Genomic DNA, 19,208 nt, shown 5'->3' on the forward strand with positions numbered 1-19,208 from the left:
CAGTTTGACGGAGGATCCCATGGATCACCTGCTATACATCGCCATGTCGGGCGCCAAGGAGAGCATGAACAGCCTGGCTGTTCGAAGCAACAACCTGGCCAACGCCAATACTACCGGCTTCAAGTCCGACTTCGAGCAGGCGCGCAGCATGCAGGCGTTTGGCGAGGGGCTGCCCACCCGGGTGTTCGCCATGGCGGAGCGGCCAGGCCAGAATCTGCAGCATGGCATGCTGATGACCACGGGTCGGGATCTTGACGTTGCCGTTGACGGCCAGGGCTGGATTGCGGTGCAGGATCCCAAGGGCGGTGAAGCCTATACCCGCATGGGCAATCTGCAGCTGAGCGCGACCGGCAACCTGCAAACCTCCACCGGGTTGAACGTGGTGGACGACGGCGGTCAGCCCATCGTGCTGCCGCTGCCGATGGAGAAAATTGAAATCAACCGGGACGGCACCATCAGTGGCCGTCCGGAAGGGGCTGCCGCCAACCTGCCGGAGAATTTCCAGCGCATCAAGCTGGTCAATCCGGCGGTGGATGCGGTGGAGAAGGGGCAGGACGGCCTGTTCCGTCGCAAGGATGGCCAGAATGAAGCGGCATCGGCCACTGTCGGCCTTATTGCCGGCTCCCTCGAGGGGAGCAACGTCAACGTGGTCGATGAAATGACCAACCTTATTCGGTTGCAACGTCAGTTTGAAACCCAGGTCAAAATAATGAAGACCGCGGAAGAGAATGACGAGGCTCAAACCCAGCTGCTGCGTATCAGCTAACCAAGGAGTTTTACATGAACCCTGCACTCTGGATCAGCAAGACCGGCTTGGATGCACAGCAGACCAACATCTCGGTTACCTCGAACAACCTGGCGAACGCCAGCACCGTGGGTTACAAAAAATCCCGGGCCATCTTCGAGGACTTGCTCTATCAAAACATCAACCAGCCCGGTGGTCGTTCATCGGCCGATACTGAGCGCCCTTCCGGCCTGATGCTGGGGGCGGGTGCCAAGGTAGTGGCCACCCAGAAGAACCACAGCCAGGGCAACGTGCAAACCACGGACAACTCGCTGGACCTGATGATAAGCGGCCGCGGCTACTTCGAGATCCAGCTGCCCGATGGCAGCGCGGCTTATACGCGTAACGGCCAGTTCACCCTCAACAGCGAAGGGACCATCGTCACGCCGGGCAACGGTTATCCGTTGCAGCCGGAGATCCAGATCCCGGAGAACGCCCAGAGCGTGACGATTGGCGAGGATGGCCAGGTGTCGGTGCAGCTCAAAGGGGATGGCGCCTCTCAGGTTGTGGGCCAGATCAATACCACTGATTTCGTCAACGCCTCGGGCCTGCAGCCCATGGGCGAAAACATGTTTGTCGAGACCCAGTCCAGCGGTGCGCCGGTGCAGGGTGTTGCCGGGACGGACGGACTGGGGGTGATCAAGCAGGGCATGCTGGAGACCTCCAACGTCAACGTGACCGAAGAGCTGGTGAACCTGATCCAGGCCCAGCGGGTGTACGAGATGAACTCCAAAGTTCTCTCGGCGGTGGATGGCATGATGTCCTTCCTGATCCAGCGCACATAAGTAGGAGGCGCACCATGAAAGCCATATGGATGCTGGGGCTGCTGGCGTTGGGGGGCTGCAGCAGCACACCCAATACCGCCAAGCCCGATGATCCCGAGTTTGCCCCCGTCTACGGGGAGTCGGAGCCGGTCTCGGTCAGACCGACCGGTGCCATCTTCCAGCCCGATCAGGTCAACGGCATCTATTCGGACATCAAGGCGCACAAGGTGGGCGACATCATCACCATCGAGCTGGCCGAGTCCACTTCCGCCTCCAAGAAGGCCAATACCCAGAGCGGCAAGGATAATAAATTCACCATGAATCCGGCTGTGTTGGGCGGTGTGCCGGTGACGGCCGGTCCCTACGACCTGTCGGCTTCCCTCAGCCAGAACGGTGCCTTCAAGGGGCAGGCCAAGGCGGATCAGAGCAACAGCCTGCAGGGCAACATCTCCGTCAGCGTGGCCAAGGTCCTGCCCAACGGCAACTTGCTGGTGCGCGGCGAGAAGTGGATCATGCTCAACAACGGCAACGAATATATCCGGATCACCGGCATGATCCGCCCCGAGGATGTGACCACTGACAACAGCGTCTCATCCCAGAAGGTGGCCAATGCGCGCATCCATTACGGTGGCACCGGTGATCTGGCCAATACTCAGGAACAGGGGTGGCTCACCAGCTTTTTCAATGGCCCCTGGTGGCCGCTCTAGGAGGTGTTATGAAGTCGCTCCGTCTTGTTGCCCTGTTCTGCTGCCTGTTGCCCCTGGGGATGGCCCATGCCTCCCGGATCAAGGACATCAGCTCGGTGGAAGGGGTACGTAGCAACCAGCTGATCGGCTACGGTCTGGTGGTCGGTCTGCCGGGCACGGGTGAGAAGAGCAACGCCTTCACCGAGCAGACCTTTCGCACCATGCTGAACAATTTCGGCATCAAGGTGCCGGACAACATCAAGCCCAAGATCAAGGACGTGGCGCCGGTGGCCATTCATGCAGATCTGCCGCCGTTTGCCAAGCCGGGCCAGACCATAGACGTCACCGTGTCGGCCATCGGCGAGGCCAAGAGCCTGCGCGGCGGCACCCTGCTGCAAAGCTTCCTCAAGGGGCTGGATGGCCGGGTCTATGCGGTGGCGCAGGGCAGCCTAGTCGTTGGCGGGCTGGGGGCCGAGGGGGCCGACGGCTCCAAGGTGGTGGTCAATACGCCGACTGTGGGCCGCATCGCCAACGGGGCTACCGTGGAGCGGGAAGTCCCGAACTCCTTCAGCCAGGGGGATACCATCACCTTCAACCTGAACCGCCCCGACTTCACCACGGCGCGCCGACTGGCGGACGTGGTCAACGATCTGGTCGGTCCCAACACGGCGCAGGCGCTCGATGCCACCTCGGTCAAGGTTTACGCGCCGCGGGACCCGGGCCAGCGTGTCTCCTATCTCGCCACCATCGAGAACCTGGAGGTGGATCCGGCCAGCGAGGCAGCCAAGATCATCGTCAACTCCCGTACCGGCACCATCGTCATCGGCAGCCAGGTGCGGCTCAAGCCGGCGGCCATCAGCCATGGCGGCTTGACGGTCACCATCGCGGAAAATCAGCAGGTGTCCCAGCCCAACCCGCTCTCCGGCGGGCAGACGGCGGTTACCAACAACTCCACCATCAACGTGCAGCAGGAGCAGGGACGCATGTTCAAGCTGGATACCGGGGCCACCCTGGATGATCTGGTGCGGGCGGTGAATCAGGTCGGGGTGGCGCCCGGCGATCTGATGGCGATCCTGGAGGCGCTGCAACAGGCCGGCGCCATCGAAGGCCAGCTGGTCATACTGTAATAAAGCGGCAAGGGGTTGCCACGGGCGGCAATGAGGTAAGCAAAATGGCAGAGTTAGATACCAACAGCGGCGTGAATCTGGGCATGGTGCAGGATATCCAGAACCTGGATCGCCTGCGTCAGCTGAGCCAGAGCAAGGAGGGCAAGGCGGATGCACTCATGGCGGCTTCTCGCCAGTTTGAGTCCATTTTTACCCAGACCCTGTTTCAAAGCATGCGCCAGGCCAACCAGGTATTGACCCAGGACAGCCCCTTCAACAGCAGCTACACCCAGTTCTACGAGGGGATGCTGGACGAGCAGCGGGTTGCCGACATGTCGAGCAAGGGTGGCATCGGCCTGGCTGCCATGGTAGCCAAGCAGCTCTCGCCGGAGACCTTTACCCATCACGACGGGCGGGTGCTCAAGATGCCGCAGCGTACGGAGCGGGTCTATAAACCCTATCAACCCCCCACCTCGGCCGCCAACGATCTCATCTCCGCCTCAAAAGTTGGCAAAGATTTTGCTGACAAGGAGATGAGTGGCGATGTGCAGCCTTTGGCAATGGCTCATCGCAGTCGCCGCACCATACCGCCGATGGGACCTGCGCAAGTGGGACATGGCATTCGCAGCGCCAAGGCGTTCGATGAAACGACCCAGGTGTTTGACACCCCTGAAGAGTTTGTCAACCGGCTGATGCCGCTGGCCAAGAAGGCGGCCGACAAGCTGGGATTGAGCCCGGCAGTGCTGGTGGCCCAGGCTGCACTGGAGAGCGGCTGGGGCAAGCGGGTGATCAAGAACGGGGAGGGGCAGGTGACCCACAACTTGTTTGGCATCAAGGCCGATCCGCGCTGGGAAGGACCCAAGACGGTGGTCAGCACCCTGGAATATGAGAAAGGAGTGGCATCGCGCCAGAAGGCGGCGTTTCGCTCCTACGAGTCGTTCGAGGAGAGCTTCAACGACTATGTCGATTTCCTGACTTCGGGTTCCCGCTACAAGGGGGCTCTGGCCAAGGTGGACAGTCCGGACCGTTATTTCGAAGCCTTGCAACAGGCTGGATATGCCACCGACCCGCACTACGCCAGGAAACTGAAACAGGTATTGCGCAGTGATGCCATTGCTGGCTACTCCGCGACCAACAATACAGAAATGGAGCTGTAAGTCATGGCAAGCGATCTGCTTGGAATTGGTACCTCGGGTGTGATGGCCCAGCAGCGACTGCTGCAGACCACCAGTAACAACATCGTCAACGTCAATAGCCAGGGCTATGTGCGTGAACGGACCCTGATCTATACCAATGCCAACGGACTCGGCACCGGCGACATGCTGACCGAACGGGTCATCAACGCCTATGCCCAGGGGGAGGTCAGGCGTGACACGTCCGCCTTCTATGCCTCGTCCACCCGTTATCAGCAGCTCGCCAACACCGACAGCCTGCTGGGAGACACCAGCAACAGCGTCGGCGCCGCCATCAGCTCCTATTTCGAGGGCTTCCATACCGCCAACGAAGCCCCCGCCGATATCTCCGGCCGCAAGACTACCCTGAGCCAACTCAGTGGCATGGTAAACCGCTTTCACACCCTGTCGGCCCAGCTGGACAAGCAGACCGACACCATCAACACCACCATCGGCGATGAGGCCAAGCGGGTGAACAGCCTGATCAACAGTATCAACGATCTGAACCAGGCCATCATTCGTACCCAGGGCACGCCGGAAGAGAACCTGATGCTGTTCGACCAGCGCGACGAGGCCATTCGCCAGCTCTCCGAGAAGATGGAGATCCGCACCGTGCCGCAGGACAACGGCAGCATGCTGGTCAACATGAGCACCGGCCACTCCTTGGTACTCAATGGCAGCGTTGCCCAGCTCAGCGTGGTGCCGGGCAATCCCGATGCCCGTGAGCCTGAGTTGCAGCTGAACATGGACCCCAACAAGATCACCCTGAACAACAAGGACATTGGTGGCGGTCTCGGCGGTCTCTTCTCCGCCCGCAACGATCTGGAACCGTCCAAGCGTGAGCTGGGTCAATTGGCCGCCGCCATGGCCGATGCCATGAACCAGCAGAACCGGCTGGGGATGGATCTGGACAACGAACTGGGGGGAGATCTCTTCTCTCTTGGCTCGAGTGATGGTCTGGCCTACAGCCAGAATACCGGCAGTGGCGCCGCCAAGGTGAGCTTCGTGCCCGGCAAGGGCACGGAAGTGACCACCTTTGATTACGAAGTGCAGTTCAGCAGCGCCACCGGCTACGAGGTGTTCTCGGTGGACAAGGATGGCAACCGCACTTCGCTGACCACAGGTACCACGCCGCCCGCCACGGTACAGGTGGCCGGTCACGGCATCCAGATCGATCTCTCCGGCACCCCGGCGGCGGGGGATAAGATCCTGCTGCAACCGACCAAGCGGGCGGCAGCCGGCTTGGGTCAGCTGGCAACTCGGGCCGAAGATCTGGCGCTGGCATCGCCGCTCAAGGCCGACAAAGGCAAGAACAACTTCGGTTCGGGCGAGATCAAGCTCAACGGCATCACCAATACCGGTACCGGCTCCGGTTTTGGCACCAACAGCCTGAATCCGGCCTCACCCCAGGTGGTGAAGATAGACGGCAGCGGCAACTACCAGGTCTATGCGGCGGACGGTACCACGTTGATTGGGGTGGCTCCTGCTTCCAGCAAGGGGCAGAACCTGATGGGCTCTATTATCAACCCCTTCCCGGTGGGTACGCCTGTTTACAGTGATCCTAAACAGATGCCTGGTTACGAGTTCAGTATCACCGGCAAGGTGGAGGCCAAGGACAGCTTTACTCTCAGCTACAACACCGACGGCTTTGCCGACAACGCCAACGGGTTGGCACTGGCGGATCTGCAGAACAAGGATCTGGTGCGCAAGAGCAGCAACGCCGGCACCAGCAACGACAAGATGACCTTCAACGAGGCTTACTCCAGCCTGGTGACCGGGGTGGGCAACACCGCCAGCCAGGCCAAGAGCCAGCTCAAGGCAGATGAAACGAAATTGACCCAGAGCAGGGGGATTTTCGAGAGTGTCTCCGGCGTCAGTCTGGAGGAAGAGGCGGCCAACCTGATCCGTTATCAGCAGTCCTATGCCGCTTCCGCCCAGATCGTCAGCACCGCCAAGACCATCTTCGATACCCTGTTGTCATCAGTGAGGTAAATCGATGCGTATTACCACCAACATGGTCTATGACCGCAATATCTCCTCGCTGAATGGCGCCAACGAGCGGTTGAGCACGGCGTATGAGCAGCTGATGACCGGCAACAAGTTCAAGACGGCGGGGGAAGATCCCTCCGGCATGAGCCAGAAGCTGGCGCTGACCAAGGAGATCGATCTCTTCAAGCAGTACGGGGTCAACGGCAGCCTGCTGGAAAACAGCCTGGGCCATGAGGAGACGGTGCTGACCGCCCTCAACACCGCCATGACCAGTGCCCAGACCCTGATCCAGAAGGCGAACGACTCGGCGGTGGGGTACGAGGATCGTCAGGCGATTGCCAGCGAGCTGGAGGGGCTGCAAAAGCAGATGTTCGACCTGATGAACAGCAAGAACTCCCAGGGCGAATACATTTTCGGCGGTAACCAGAGCAAGACCCAGCCCTTCATTCAGGATGCCAGCGGCAATTATGTCTTTCAGGGGGATACCGGCCAGCGCAACATTCAGGTGTCGCCGACGGTGCAGATTGCCGCCAACGATTCCGGCTTCAACCTGTTCGAGATAGTGCCAACCCGCAGAACCAGCAGCGCGGGGAGCGCCAATATTCAGGTCGGGGTGGCCGATCAGGGCCACTTTGACAGCTTCTACCGCAACAACTACGACCCTTCGCTCGCCAGCAACCAGTATACGGTGAACACCATCGCTGGCACGCCGGATACCTACGAGATCAGGGATGGCGGCGGTGCCTTGCTGCAAAGCGGCGACTATGTGGCGGGCAACAAGATCCCCTTCAACGGACTGGAGCTGACTCTGTCACTGCCGGCGGGGGGAGCGGCACAAAACTTCGTGCTGGATCCGCCCCAGAACAACAACATCCTCGATGGCATGTCCGATTTCATCACGGCGCTGCGGGATCCCAACATCACACCGGATACCTTCCAGCTGAAGGTGGCAGATGCTACTGCCCACATGAAGAATGCCCGGCTGAACGTGGATCAGGGGCTGGGGGAGATTGGCGGCAGAATGAATGGGCTGGAGCAGGTGATGGGCTCGAACGAAGGGCTGAGCACCTTGAACCAGCAAGCGAGGGCCAAGGTTTCCGAAGCGGATCTCTATGAGGTGATTGCCACCCTGTCAAAAGAGGATGCGGCGCTGAGCGCCACCCAGCTCTCCTTCAGCAAGATCAGCAAGCTGACCCTGTTCGACTACATTCGTTGACCGGTTGCCCATCGCTCGCGGCTCTGGTGGCTGCGAGTGATGGTTACCCGCTTGGCCCCTGTTTTTCCCGCTCGTTTATCCTCATTCAACTCCCCATGTCGGCCAATTGTAACAAGCTGTTGCCACAGGCTATTTAGCGCATTGCGACGGGTTGACTCCTATTGAGCATTCGATAATCATGCAGCCCGCACAACAGAGGGTTGTGCGCATATTTGCAGCATCTCGTTAGGCGAGGCTCCTGTATAAACACAGGCCACTGATCTCACGACGTCCAGAGACGCCCAAGATCAGGACAGTTTTCATCGGATTAAGGTGTAAACCCAAGTGGCTTCCGGCATGCCGGATACGTTATGCAGTGCTAAAGCTGGTACGTGGGGATGATGACACGCCGGACGGCGTCATTTCCTGCCTATTACTCGTCAATCAAATTGCTGTTTTCTTTCAGACGGCGACGGATCACCGTTCGCGCTCAGGCTTGCCTGAAATCACATGAGGTCATTTGTGATGAAGAAAACACAGACTCTACTCAATCGTCACCAACTGCTCGATCTGGCTGCCCTGCAGGGCTGGCTGGAGCACAACCTGGATCCGGTTCAGCGTGCCGATCAGCTGCTGACCCTGCGTCCGGAAGAGCTCAACTGCATCTTCGATACCCTGCCCACTGCCGAGGGTGCGGCGCTGCTCAGTTCGCTGTCTGCTGACTGTGCCGGGCGTCTGCTGATGCGGCTGCATGCCAGCATCGTCAGCGTGTTGCAGGGGGCCATGCCCCGTCGCGACATGCTGGCCATTCTGCGCCGGTTGGGCAGCAGTGATCGCACCATGCTGCTTGCCCGCTTCCCGGAGCAGGTGCAGTCCACCTTCTACTCCCTGCTCGACTGGCCGACCGAATCGGTGGGCGCCAACATGCGTCACGAATTCCTGGCCATCGGTGATCAGGAGACGGTGGGCAGTGCCAAGCAGCTGATCCACGATGCCTGGGACAACGCCCAGCTGTTCCAGAACCTCTATGTGGTCAACAACGACCACCGCCTGCTTGGCAGCATCTCGCTCAAATCCCTGCTGATTGCCGACCCGCAACTGCCGGTGAGCGAGTTGATGGACCGGGAGACGGTGCGCATCAACGCCCGAGCGGATCAGGAACTGGCCGCCCGCCTGCTGATCGACCGCGACATCTCGACCCTGCCGGTCGAGGATCAGGGCAAGCTGGTGGGGATCTTCCATGTGGACGATGCTGCCGACATCCTGGAGCTCGAATCCACCGAGGATGCGGAGATGCAGGGTGGTTCCTCACCGCTCGACACTCCCTATCTGCAGGCGACCCCCTGGCAACTGTGGCGCAAGCGGGTGGGCTGGCTGCTGATCCTGTTCGTGGCCGAAGCCTATACCGGTACCGTGTTGCGGGCGTTTGAGGAGCAGCTGGAAGCGGCCATCGCGCTGGCCTTCTTCATTCCGCTCCTGATTGGCACCGGCGGCAACAGTGGTACCCAGATCACCACCACCATAGTGCGAGCCATGGCGGTCGGGGAGGTGAGTCTGCGCAACCTCGGCACCGTGCTGAAAAAGGAGATCTCCACCGGTCTGCTCATCTCGGCCGCCATCGCGCTGGCCGCCTGGGTACGGGCCTGGAGCCTGGGGGTTGGTCCCCAGATCGGCATGGTCGTCACCCTGACCATCATCGCCATCGTGCTGTGGAGCGCCACTGTTGCTTCTGTGATCCCCATGGTGCTGCGTCGCTTCCGCATCGACCCGGCCGTGGTATCCGCCCCCTTCATCGCTACTCTGGTGGATGGTACCGGTCTTATCATCTACTTCGAAATCGCCAAGTTGCTGCTGCCCCAGCTGCAGTAAGCCGCCATCCCGAAAATGTAAAAGGCAGCCCATGGGCTGCCTTTTTTGTTTCGCCGCTTTGTCGCGCTGCGTCGGCGTCAGCCGAGCTGGAACAGCAGTGGCCAGCCCTGCTCCTGACAGTAGCGGTGCTCCTTCTCCAGATTCTGCATCAGCAACTTGTTCTCGTCGCACCAGTCCAGTGGCAGGGTGACCACCAGCTGATCGCCGGCGGCCTGCACATGCCAATCGGGCAGCAGGTTGTCCTGGCGCCTGTGGTGGGCGGCAACCGCGAGGCGCAGAATGCGGATGCAGCGCAGCACCGTCTGTTCGTCGTGGTTGGGCAGGGAGGGCAGCTCGGAGAGCTTGAGCCCCTTGCGGTGAAAGCGTACCAGCGCGGCCAGCAGGGCCTGATCGTCCTGGTTGAAGCCGGGCAGGTCGGTGTGCTGCAGGATATAGGCGGAGTGACGGTGAATGCCACTGTAGTTGATGGCAAGGCCGATCTCGTGCAGTCGCGCCGCCCAGCCGAGGATGGCGCGATAGGGCTCCTCCGGCATCTCCCAGGGGCCGCTGAGCAGATCAAACAGGGTCAGCACGCTCTGTTCGACCCGGCCAGCCTGACGCTTGTCGATGCGATAGTGGGTGGAGAGCGCCAGGGCGGTGCGCTCGCGAATGTCGTGGTGCTGCAAGCGCTCCTCGAACTCGTACAGTAACCCCTCACGCAGGGCGCCATCGGAATAGTCCATCCGCTCGATGGGCAGGGAGGTGAAGAGCCCGAGCAGGATGGCCACCGCGGCGGCAAACACCTCCTGACGTTCTTCGGTGAGGCCGGCCAGCTTGAGATCGCCGACCCGCTTGTGCCGGATCATCTCCTGCTTGAGCCGTTCCAGCCCGGCCAGGGTGATGGCGCCATCGGTCCACTCTTCTCCCTGCAACACATCGCGCACGGTGCGGATCGAGCCCGAGCTGCCGAGGCAGCTCTGCCAGCCCAGCTTGCGGTACTGGTTGATGATGGGGGCGAGCTGGTGCTGGGCCTCCAGCACGGCATTGTTGAAGGCTTTTTCGCTCAGCTTGCCGTTGGCAAAGAAGCTCTGGGTGAAGCTGACGCAGCCCATCTTGCGGCTGGTGAGCGCCTTGTGATCGAAGCCCTCGCCGATGATGAGCTCGGTGCTGCCGCCGCCGATGTCCACCACCAGTACCTGGCCTTCTATGTGCTGGGTATGGGCGACCCCCTGATAGATGAGGCGCGCCTCTTCCTGGCCGCTGATGATCTCGATGGGGTGGTTGAGCACCTTGGCCGCCTCGCTCACGAACTCACGTGCGTTGCTGGCTCGGCGCAGGGTATAGGTGCCGGCGATGCGGATCTGATCCGGCTTGATGTTGGTCAGCCGCTCGGCAAACAGGGCGAGGCAGTCGAGGCCCCGGGTCATGGCTTCGGCAGACATGCGGCGCTGGCCGTCCATTCCCTCTGCCAGCCGCACCCGCTCTTTTATCCGATCGACGATCTGCAGCCGTCCTTCGGTGAGGCGGGCGATGACCATGTGAAAGCTGTTCGAGCCCAGATCGACGGCGGCGTACAGGCTATTGTCCATTGTTTGACTCTATGCGTTTGAGGTAGTCGTAAATCGCGACCTGGGAACGGATCTTGCGGCGGTTGCCCCGCTTCACGTATTCGTTCTTCTGGTCGGCATCGATGACCCGCGCCTTGCAGGTGTCACTCAGTTGTAGCTCGAGAATGTCGAGGATGCGCTGCTTGAGCCGCTCGTCATAGATGGGGGTGCCCACCTCGATGCGGCCGTCGATGTTGCGGCTCATCCAGTCGGCGCTGGAGATATAGAGCTGGGGATTGCCCTTGTTGTGGAACACCATCACCCGCGGGTGCTCGAGGAAGCGGTCGATGATGCTGATCACCCTGATGTTGTCACTGAGGCCCGGTACGCCCGGACGCAGGGCACACATGCCGCGGATGATCATCTGGATGGGCACCCCGGCCTGACCGGCGGCATAGAGCCGGTTGATGAGGTCTCTGTCCACCAGGTTGTTGATCTTGAGGGTGATGCCGCTCGGCTGGCCCGCCTTGGCGTTGGCCAGTTCGTTGTCGATGAGCCGGTAGAGCTGGCGGCGGCTGTTGATGGGGGAGACCAGCAGGTGGTTGAACTTGTAGCGCCGATAAGGGTATTCGATGTACTCGAACACCCCCTCCACCTCGGCGGTGATGTCCGGGTGGCGGGTCAGCAGGGAGAAGTCGGTATAGATCTTCGCCGTCTTCTCGTTGAAGTTGCCGGTGCCGATGTGGGCGTAGCGCACTGCCTCACCCTGCTCGTGGCGGGTGATGAGGCAGAGCTTGGAGTGGATTTTGAGGCTTGGCACCCCGAACACCACCTTGACGCCGGCATCGGTCAGGATGTTGGCCCAGTCGATGTTGGCCGCTTCGTCGAAGCGGGCGCGCAGCTCCACCACCACGGTCACCTTCTTGCCGTTGTTGGCGGCGTCGATCAGGGAGTGGATGATGCGCGACTTCTTGGCCACCCGGTAGATATTGATGCGAATGGCGCTGACCGCCGGATCGAACGCCGCCTGACGCACCAGCTCGGTGAAGTGGTGAAACTTGTGGTACGGGTAGTAGAGCAGTATGTCCTGCTTGGTGATGGCGTCGAAGGCGTTGACGAAGCCGTCAAAGTCGCGGCAATCCAGCGCCGGCAGCTTGGGGTTTTCCAGATAATCCCGGCCCACGTTGGGGAAGCCGATGAAATCCTTGAAATTGTGATAACGGCCGCCCGGCATGATGGCGTCGTAGGAGCTGATCTGCAGCTTGAGCTTCAAGAAGCTTATCATCGCCGCCGGCATCTCCCGCTCGTAGACGAAGCGCACCGGCATGGCGGTGAGGCGCTGCTTCAAGCCGTCACTCATCTTGTCCACCAGGCTCAGATCCAGCTGGTCGGAGAGATCGTATTCGGCATCCCGAGTCAGCTTGACCGCGTAGGCGGCTATCTCGTCGTAGTCGAAGAAGCCCTTGAAGATCTCGTCGAGACAGAAGCGGATGACGTTGTCGAGGATGATGATCTGCTTCTTGCGGCGGGTGCCCTCCGGCGGCAGCTGGAAGAAGCGGGGCAGATCGTCGGTCGGTACCTCCACCAGCGCGTACTGGATCACCTGACCATTCTTCTTCATCTCGATGGCCAGATAGGTGTACTCGTCTTTCAGGAACTTGACCGGGTTGACCTCTTTGTTGAGCAGGATCGGGATGATGTGGCGCAGCACCTTCTCCTTGAAGAAGACCCGCAGCCACTGCTGGATGGACTCGGAGAGCTGGTACTCGTTGACCAGGAAGATGTTGTGGCGGGCCAGCGCTATCAACAGCTCCTTGTAGGTGTTGTCGAACGCCTCGCCGAGTGCCATTACCTTCTGCTGGATGGCGCGCAGCAGCACCTTGGCCTCGTCGTCGCCGCCGTGCACCTCGTTGATCAGGATGCGGCGCTTGACGTCCGATACCCGTACTTTAAAGAACTCGTCCTGGTTGGAGGAGAAGATCCCGAGGAAGCGGACCCGCTCGATGAGCGGGACCGTCTTGTCCATTGCCTCTTGCAACACCCGTTCATTGAATGAGAGCCAACTCAGCTCCTTCTCTTCATACTGCTTGTCGGTGCTCATGTGATGCCTCTGTGGTCAGGTCGCGTCTGCGCGGCAGTTATGGCGTGAAAATATGACAGATTGATGACCATCCGCTCAGTCGATGATGGCCTGATCGATGTCGACCACCAGATCGTCCGACAACGACTCCAGCGCGCTGATGAGATCCCCCAGTTCGAGTCGGGGCGGCAGCGCCACCAGGGCGTGGGCGTAGAAGAGCGGGGCGCCGGAGTGGGGCGCCGGTTCGCAGCCGGTGGTGAGGTCGGCCACGTTGATGTTGAGCTGACGCAGGATGCTGGCCACCTCGTGGACGATGCCGGCCCGGTCGTTGCCGGTGACGCTGACCATCACCTGCCGTTCCGGCTCCTGGCTGAGCTGGCCTTCGGCGAAGCTGACGGTGAGGCCGGGCAGCATCACCAGCGCCTCGCACAGGCTGCGGTAGTGCTCATCAGGCACGCTGACGTGCAGGATGCCGGCAAATTGTCCCGCCAGCTCGCTCATGGAGCTGGCCAGCCAGTTGCCCTGCTGGTGGGTGATGACGTCCGCCAGACTCTCAACGATACCGGGCTTGTCAGCGCCTATCACGGTCACGACCAATTGCTTTTGCATCCTGCTCTCCTTGGAAAATGGGTACTCGGTAGCATTGTGCCTGCTGTCACAGGCCATATGAAGCCCCGCCCACCGCAAATATGGCGAAAAAGCACCGCCGGGAGGGGGTTGGCGCCATTTCTGCACTGCCTGCGCCCGCTGCGCCGTGGTAGAGTGATGCCCCTGTTTTGTATTGTGAACCGGATAGCTCTTGTGAACGGGATGTGCGCGTATGAATAGCCTTGTCGTATCGGGATTGGTGTTGTTGGTGTTGCTGCTGCTGGCGATCTTCTGGAGCAGGGGCAAGAAGGGCAAGGCGCTGCCCTATGATCTGCAGGAGACTCTGTTCAGCCCCGCCGAGCGCGCCTTCCTCGGCGTACTGGATCTGGCGGTCGGCGACCAGGCCCGGGTCTTTGCCAAGGTGCGGGTGGCCGATGTGCTGACGCCGGAGGCGGGCATGGGCAAGAGCAAGTGGCAGCAGGCGTTCAACAAGATCAGCGCCAAGCACGTGGACTATCTGCTCTGCCACCCCTCCGATCTCTCCTTCATCTGCGCCATCGAGCTCGATGACAGCTCCCATCGCCACCAGAAGCGCAAGGTGCGCGACAGTTTCCTCAAGGCCGCCTTTGACAGCGCCGGTCTGCCGCTGCTGCAGATCCCGGCAAGCAGCCATTATCAGGTCGAAGAGCTGCGCGAACAGATCCTGCCGCTGCTAAGCGGCCCCCGCCGAGCCCCGGATGAGGATCTGCTGCCAGGGGATCGCCGCGAGCCCACCTTCAGTCCCCTGCAACTGGATCGGGTCGAGGTGGAAGAGCCTCGTCATGGCGGTCGTGCCCCGGCCGTGGCCCCCATCAAGGCGATCGTATCGCCGCGCAGTGCACCGCTGCCGGCGGCCGACGCCGAGCTGGTGGAGAATCTGTTTGCCGAGGTGGAGGAGGATGAGGACGAGTATCCCCATCAGGTGCCGCACTGCCCGCGCTGTGATGCGCCGCTGGTGGAGCGGGAAGCCAAGAAGGGCCCCCATGCCGGCCGGCTGTTCCTAGCCTGCAGCCGCTTCCCCGAGTGCCGTTACGCCGCACCCCATACTCACGCCTGCCATTGATCCTCACCATCTGTTTGCGGCCTGCTGCCGGCCGCAAACAGGTGCACCTGCTCGTGTTCCTGCCTCTCTTGTTTGCCCGCTGTCTGCCCACCGTACCCAAAAAAAGAGGCGACAAAATTTATCTTGTTGCGCCGTTGGGTCGATAAACTTAGGTGAAATGCGACAAATTTTGACAATGCGTCGGAATTTTGGCACTTTGTGCATCCTGCATAAAGTGCGTGGTTTGACCACATAAGCACAATAAAACAATAAGTTACGTCGAGAATAGAGGGATGGATATGATGGCAATGGGAGTGTTGATTGTTGACGCCGATGCGCAGCGGCGCCAACAGTTGGGGACAGTTCTCTCGTTCATGGGGATCCCCTGGCAGGACGTTGCCGAGGGCGATCTGGATGTGGCCATCGAGTCATCCGGCCCGCTGCAGGGGGTGCTGACCGGTTCCCTCAACGGCCGCCCGCTGGGCGAGCTGCTGACCGGATTCCCCCGGGTGCCTTTCCTGTCGCTGGTGGAGGCCGACTTCCCCAACAGCAACTTCATCGGAGTGGCCGAGGCACCCTTCACCTACGAATCCCTGACCCGCCATCTGCACTTTTGCCAGGCCTTCGTCTCCCTCCATCCCCGTCAGCAGACCCACGACAAGGGGCAGGCGCTGTTGCGCCTGCTGGTGGGCAAGGGCAAAGGGATCCAGGAGGTGCGTCGGCTTATCAGCCAGGTGGCCGAGACCGATGCCAACGTGCTGATCCTCGGTGAATCGGGTACCGGCAAGGAGGTGGTGGCCCGCGCGATCCATGAACTGTCCGGCCGAAGCCAGGGCCCCTTCGTGCCCATCAACTGCGGCGCCATTCCGGCTGAACTGCTGGAAAGCGAACTGTTCGGCCACGAGAAGGGGGCCTTCACCGGTGCCATCGCGGCCCGGCGCGGCCGCTTCGAGCTGGCACAGGGGGGCACCCTGTTTCTCGACGAGATCGGCGACATGCCGCTGCCGATGCAGGTCAAACTGCTGCGGGTGCTGCAGGAGCGGTTGTTTGATCGGGTTGGCGGCGGCAAGCCCATCCAGGCGGATGTGCGCATCATCGCGGCCACCCACCGGGATCTGGAAGCCATGATCCGTACCCAGGGTTTTCGCGAAGATCTCTACTATCGCCTCAACGTCTTCCCCATCGAGACCCCGCCGCTGCGGGATCGGGCCGATGACATCCCGCTGCTGCTGCAGGAGCTGCTCAACCGCCATGCCGAGCTGCATCAGGGGATGATCCGCCTGACCCAGCGCGCCATGGAATCCCTGATGCAGTATCCCTGGCCCGGCAACGTGCGCGAGCTCTCCAACCTGCTGGAGCGGCTGCTCATCCTCTACCCGCAGCAGATCGTCGACGTGGCTGACTTGCCGAGCCGCTATCGGTTGTTGCCGTGCGAGCCGCGGGACGAGCGGCTGACCGAGATGGACGAGCGCGATGCGCTGGCCGCGGTGTTCCAGGATCCGCCCGAGCTGGATCTGCCCGCCAGCCACGCCCGCGCCATGCAACTGCCGGAGGAGGGGGTCAACCTCAAGGAGATGCTGGCCGACCTGGAGGTGGAACTGATCCGCCAGGCGCTGGAGTCCCAGGACGGGGTGGTGGCCCGCGCCGCCGACCTGCTCGGCATGCGCCGTACCACTCTGGTGGAGAAGATGAAAAAATACGGGATGAGCAAGGAAGCATAAGGGTCAAAGCCTTGACGCCTAGCTTCAAGGCTTTGATTTTATATGTAAATTTTAGTGGCATGGAAATTGAATAAGCTGACTCAGTCGCCAGTTTGAGGTCAGCTTTATGACAGCCCAGCCGCAGGATACCCCGCTCCAGTCTCACGAGGTGAGCCAGCTTTACGCCATCTTCACGGCGCTGCCCACCGGTGTCTTGCTGCTCGACGGCGAGGGCCGGATCACCCGCGCCAACCCGGCCGCCAAGGCGCTGCTGGGGGAGCCGCTGGAAGGTCAGGCCTGGCGCCAGATCATCGACCGCTGTTTCCAGCCCCGCGAGGATGACGGCCACGAAATTTCTCTGCGCGATGGGCGCCGGGTCCAGCTGTCGACCCAGCCGCTGCCGGATCAGCCGGGCCAGCTGGTGTTCATCAACGATCTGACCGAAACCCGTCAGCTGCAAGATCGCATCAACCACATGAAGCGGTTGTCCGCCCTTGGCAACATGGCCGCCTCGCTGGCCCACCAGATCCGTACCCCGCTCTCCGCCGCCATGCTCTATGCCGCCAACCTGGCCAACCGCACCCTCAAACCGGAATCCCGCAGCCAGTTCCAGCAAAAGCTGATGGCGCGCCTGCAGGATCTCGAGAAACAGATCAGCGACATCCTGCTGTTTGCCCGCAACGGCGACAACCAGGTGGTGACCCCGACGTCGGTGCAGGGGCTGCTGGCCGAGGTGCAGGCCGGTGCCGAGGCATTTTGCAGCCAGCAGGGCTGTGAGCTGCACATGGAGGCGCCGGAGCCCGATCTCTATCTGCTGGCCAACAGCAGCGCGCTGGCGGGGGCGGTCAACAACCTCATCGCCAATGCCCAGCAGGCCGGCGCCACGTCGCTTCTGGTGAGCGCGGTACGCAGCGGCGCCCGGGTGGAGCTGCGCATTCTCGACAACGGCAAGGGGATGCCCGCTCACCTGCTCAGCCAGATTTTCGAACCCTTCTTCACCACCCGCTCCCAGGGCACCGGCCTTGGGCTGGCGGTGGTGCAATCCGTGGTCCGTGCCCATCAGGGCGAGGTCAGTGTGGCCTCGGTACCCGGCGAGGGGACCTGTTTTACCCTGTCGTTCCCCCTGCACCAGCAAGCGGTGCCGCTGGGGGGTGTAGCATGAGCGTCAGGCTCGTGGAAATGAATATTGCAGCGGCCAGGTTGGCTGTGGTGGGAGGTGTAGCATGACTCAGGCCCGGATCCTGGTAGTGGAAGATGACAATGGCTTGCGCGAAGCGCTGGTGGATACCCTGTTGCTCGGCGGCTATGAGTGCCGCGAGGTGGACAGTGGCGAGCGCGCTTTGCTGGCCCTGTCGCGCCAGAGTTTCGACATGGTGATCTCGGATATCCAGATGGGGGGCATGGATGGCCTGACCCTGCTGGCCAACATTCGTCAGCAATATCCCCAGGTGCCGGTGCTGTTGATGACCGCCTACGCCAACATCGACGGTGCGGTGCGCGCCATGCGCGAAGGCGCCATCGATTACCTGGCCAAGCCCTTCTCGCCCGAGGTGCTGCTCAACCAGGTCAGCCGCTATGTGCCGGCCCAGAAGGTGGAGAAGCGGGCCGTGGTCTACGGCGATCCCAAGACCGCCGAGCTGTTCCAGTTGGCGACCCGGGTGGCCAGAAGCGAGGCCACCGTGATGGTGACCGGTCCGAGCGGGACGGGCAAAGAGGTGCTGGCCCGCTACATTCACGACAACTCCAACCGCGCCGAGCAGACGTTCGTCGCCATCAACTGCGCCGCCATTCCGGAGAACATGCTGGAGGCGACTCTGTTCGGCTACGAGAAGGGGGCCTTTACCGGCGCGGTACAGGGCTGCCCCGGTAAGTTCGAGCAGGCGCAGGGTGGCACCCTGCTGCTCGACGAGATCACCGAGATGGATCTGGGGCTGCAGGCCAAGCTGCTGCGGGTGTTGCAGGAGAAAGAGGTGGAGCGGCTCGGCAGTCGCAAGATGATCCCGCTCGACGTGCGGGTCATCGCCACCAGCAACCGGGATCTGAAAAAAGCGGTGCAGGACGGTCTGTTTCGCGAGGATCTCTACTACCGGCTCAATGTCTTCCCGCTGCGCTGGACGGCGCTGTGGGAGCGTCCCGGTGACATACTACCGCTGGCGGAGCACCTGCTGGCACTGCATGCCGGTCAGCAGGGACTGCCGACGCCGCAGCTCACAGAACCCGCGCGCGAGCGGCTGCTGGCTCACCCCTGGCCCGGCAACGTGCGCGAACTCGACAACGTGGTGCAGCGTGCCCTCATTCTGAGCCCGGATGGCCTCATCGGCTGCGAGCACCTGATCCTGGAAGAGGTGGAGGAAGAAGAGATCCGCCTTGTCGGCAGTGAGCGCAGCAGCGGCAGCGAACACCTGGGCAGCGAGCTCAAGCAGCAGGAGCACCAGATCATTCTCGACACCCTGCAGGATTGCAACGGCAGCCGCAAGGCGGTGGCCGACCGGCTCGGCATCAGCCCGCGCACCCTGCGCTACAAGCTGGCCCAGATGCGCGAGGCGGGGATCGACCTGCCGGTCTGAAGCCATTCCAGGCCTACAGTGCGGGAGGCATCATGGTCTTGGCGGCCGGCCTCGATTATCATGGGGCCTCGGCGTTATGAGCCCGATTCCTGTCTGCATCG

At 61.6% G+C, this 19,208-nt stretch carries 15 protein-coding genes and 1 riboswitch; of the genes, 12 read left to right on the forward strand and 3 right to left on the reverse strand.

Annotated features, from left to right (window positions below; translation table 11 throughout):
• Window positions 1-19 precede the first annotated feature (19 nt).
• The 8 genes from flgF (at window position 20) to mgtE (ending at window position 9,565) form a co-directional block, all read left to right on the forward strand.
• Entirely contained in the window at window positions 20-766 is a 747-nt protein-coding gene (flgF, locus tag PG899_RS06350) for a flagellar basal-body rod protein FlgF (RefSeq protein WP_011706640.1), read from the forward strand.
• Window positions 767-780: 14 nt separating this feature from the next.
• Window positions 781-1,569, forward strand: coding sequence for a flagellar basal-body rod protein FlgG (flgG, locus tag PG899_RS06355; protein WP_011706639.1), 789 nt, complete (start codon window positions 781-783; stop codon window positions 1,567-1,569).
• Between the two features lie 14 nt (window positions 1,570-1,583).
• A complete protein-coding gene (flgH, locus tag PG899_RS06360; protein WP_011706638.1) occupies window positions 1,584-2,255 on the forward strand; it encodes a flagellar basal body L-ring protein FlgH in 672 nt (223 codons plus the stop codon).
• Window positions 2,256-2,263: 8 nt separating this feature from the next.
• The gene (locus PG899_RS06365; protein ID WP_041217320.1) at window positions 2,264-3,361 is read left to right on the forward strand and encodes a flagellar basal body P-ring protein FlgI; all 1,098 of its coding nucleotides are present in this window, start codon (window positions 2,264-2,266) and stop codon (window positions 3,359-3,361) included.
• Between the two features lie 44 nt (window positions 3,362-3,405).
• Window positions 3,406-4,497: a flagellar assembly peptidoglycan hydrolase FlgJ gene (gene flgJ, locus PG899_RS06370; protein WP_179101309.1), complete on the forward strand. Its 1,092-nt coding sequence runs from the start codon at window positions 3,406-3,408 to the stop codon at window positions 4,495-4,497.
• A gap of 3 nt (window positions 4,498-4,500) precedes the next feature.
• Entirely contained in the window at window positions 4,501-6,504 is a 2,004-nt protein-coding gene (locus PG899_RS06375) for a FlgK family flagellar hook-associated protein (protein WP_077095377.1), read from the forward strand.
• Window positions 6,505-6,508: 4 nt separating this feature from the next.
• On the forward strand, window positions 6,509-7,717 hold the full coding sequence (flgL, locus tag PG899_RS06380; RefSeq protein ID WP_011706634.1) for a flagellar hook-associated protein FlgL: 1,209 nt from the start codon (window positions 6,509-6,511) through the stop codon (window positions 7,715-7,717).
• A 214-nt stretch (window positions 7,718-7,931) separates the two neighbouring features.
• Window positions 7,932-8,101, forward strand: a riboswitch (M-box (ykoK) riboswitch).
• 120 nt (window positions 8,102-8,221) lie between these two features.
• Window positions 8,222-9,565: a magnesium transporter gene (gene mgtE, locus PG899_RS06385; protein ID WP_077095378.1), complete on the forward strand. Its 1,344-nt coding sequence runs from the start codon at window positions 8,222-8,224 to the stop codon at window positions 9,563-9,565.
• A 77-nt stretch (window positions 9,566-9,642) separates the two neighbouring features.
• On the opposite strand, the gene ppx is transcribed toward mgtE, so the two are convergent.
• The 3 genes from ppx to PG899_RS06400 all read right to left on the reverse strand — a co-directional run bounded on the left by ppx (window position 9,643) and on the right by PG899_RS06400 (window position 13,780).
• Complete coding sequence (ppx, locus tag PG899_RS06390) at window positions 9,643-11,133, reverse strand: exopolyphosphatase (protein WP_029299818.1); 1,491 nt, start codon at window positions 11,131-11,133, stop codon at window positions 9,643-9,645.
• On the reverse strand, window positions 11,123-13,192 hold the full coding sequence (ppk1, locus tag PG899_RS06395; protein ID WP_016351316.1) for a polyphosphate kinase 1: 2,070 nt from the start codon (window positions 13,190-13,192) through the stop codon (window positions 11,123-11,125). The genes ppx and ppk1 overlap by 11 nt, the downstream gene beginning before the upstream one ends.
• Before the next feature lie 75 nt (window positions 13,193-13,267).
• On the reverse strand, window positions 13,268-13,780 hold the full coding sequence (locus tag PG899_RS06400) for a glycine cleavage system protein R (RefSeq protein WP_016351315.1): 513 nt from the start codon (window positions 13,778-13,780) through the stop codon (window positions 13,268-13,270).
• Between the two features lie 211 nt (window positions 13,781-13,991).
• On the opposite strand from PG899_RS06400, the gene PG899_RS06405 reads away from it, so the two are divergent.
• The 4 genes from PG899_RS06405 to PG899_RS06420 all read left to right on the forward strand — a co-directional run bounded on the left by PG899_RS06405 (window position 13,992) and on the right by PG899_RS06420 (window position 19,107).
• Entirely contained in the window at window positions 13,992-14,861 is an 870-nt protein-coding gene (locus PG899_RS06405; protein WP_041217315.1) for a DUF2726 domain-containing protein, read from the forward strand.
• A gap of 278 nt (window positions 14,862-15,139) precedes the next feature.
• Window positions 15,140-16,561, forward strand: coding sequence for a sigma-54 dependent transcriptional regulator (locus tag PG899_RS06410; protein ID WP_017409846.1), 1,422 nt, complete (start codon window positions 15,140-15,142; stop codon window positions 16,559-16,561).
• Between the two features lie 106 nt (window positions 16,562-16,667).
• Window positions 16,668-17,702 (forward strand): sensor histidine kinase, encoded by a 1,035-nt coding sequence (locus PG899_RS06415; RefSeq protein WP_270697284.1) that lies wholly within the window; start codon window positions 16,668-16,670, stop codon window positions 17,700-17,702.
• A gap of 61 nt (window positions 17,703-17,763) precedes the next feature.
• Window positions 17,764-19,107, forward strand: coding sequence for a sigma-54-dependent transcriptional regulator (locus PG899_RS06420; protein WP_252410807.1), 1,344 nt, complete (start codon window positions 17,764-17,766; stop codon window positions 19,105-19,107).
• Window positions 19,108-19,208 lie beyond the last annotated feature (101 nt).

This window comes from Aeromonas sp. QDB39, assembly GCF_027707585.1.
Taxonomy (GTDB): domain Bacteria; phylum Pseudomonadota; class Gammaproteobacteria; order Enterobacterales; family Aeromonadaceae; genus Aeromonas; species Aeromonas hydrophila.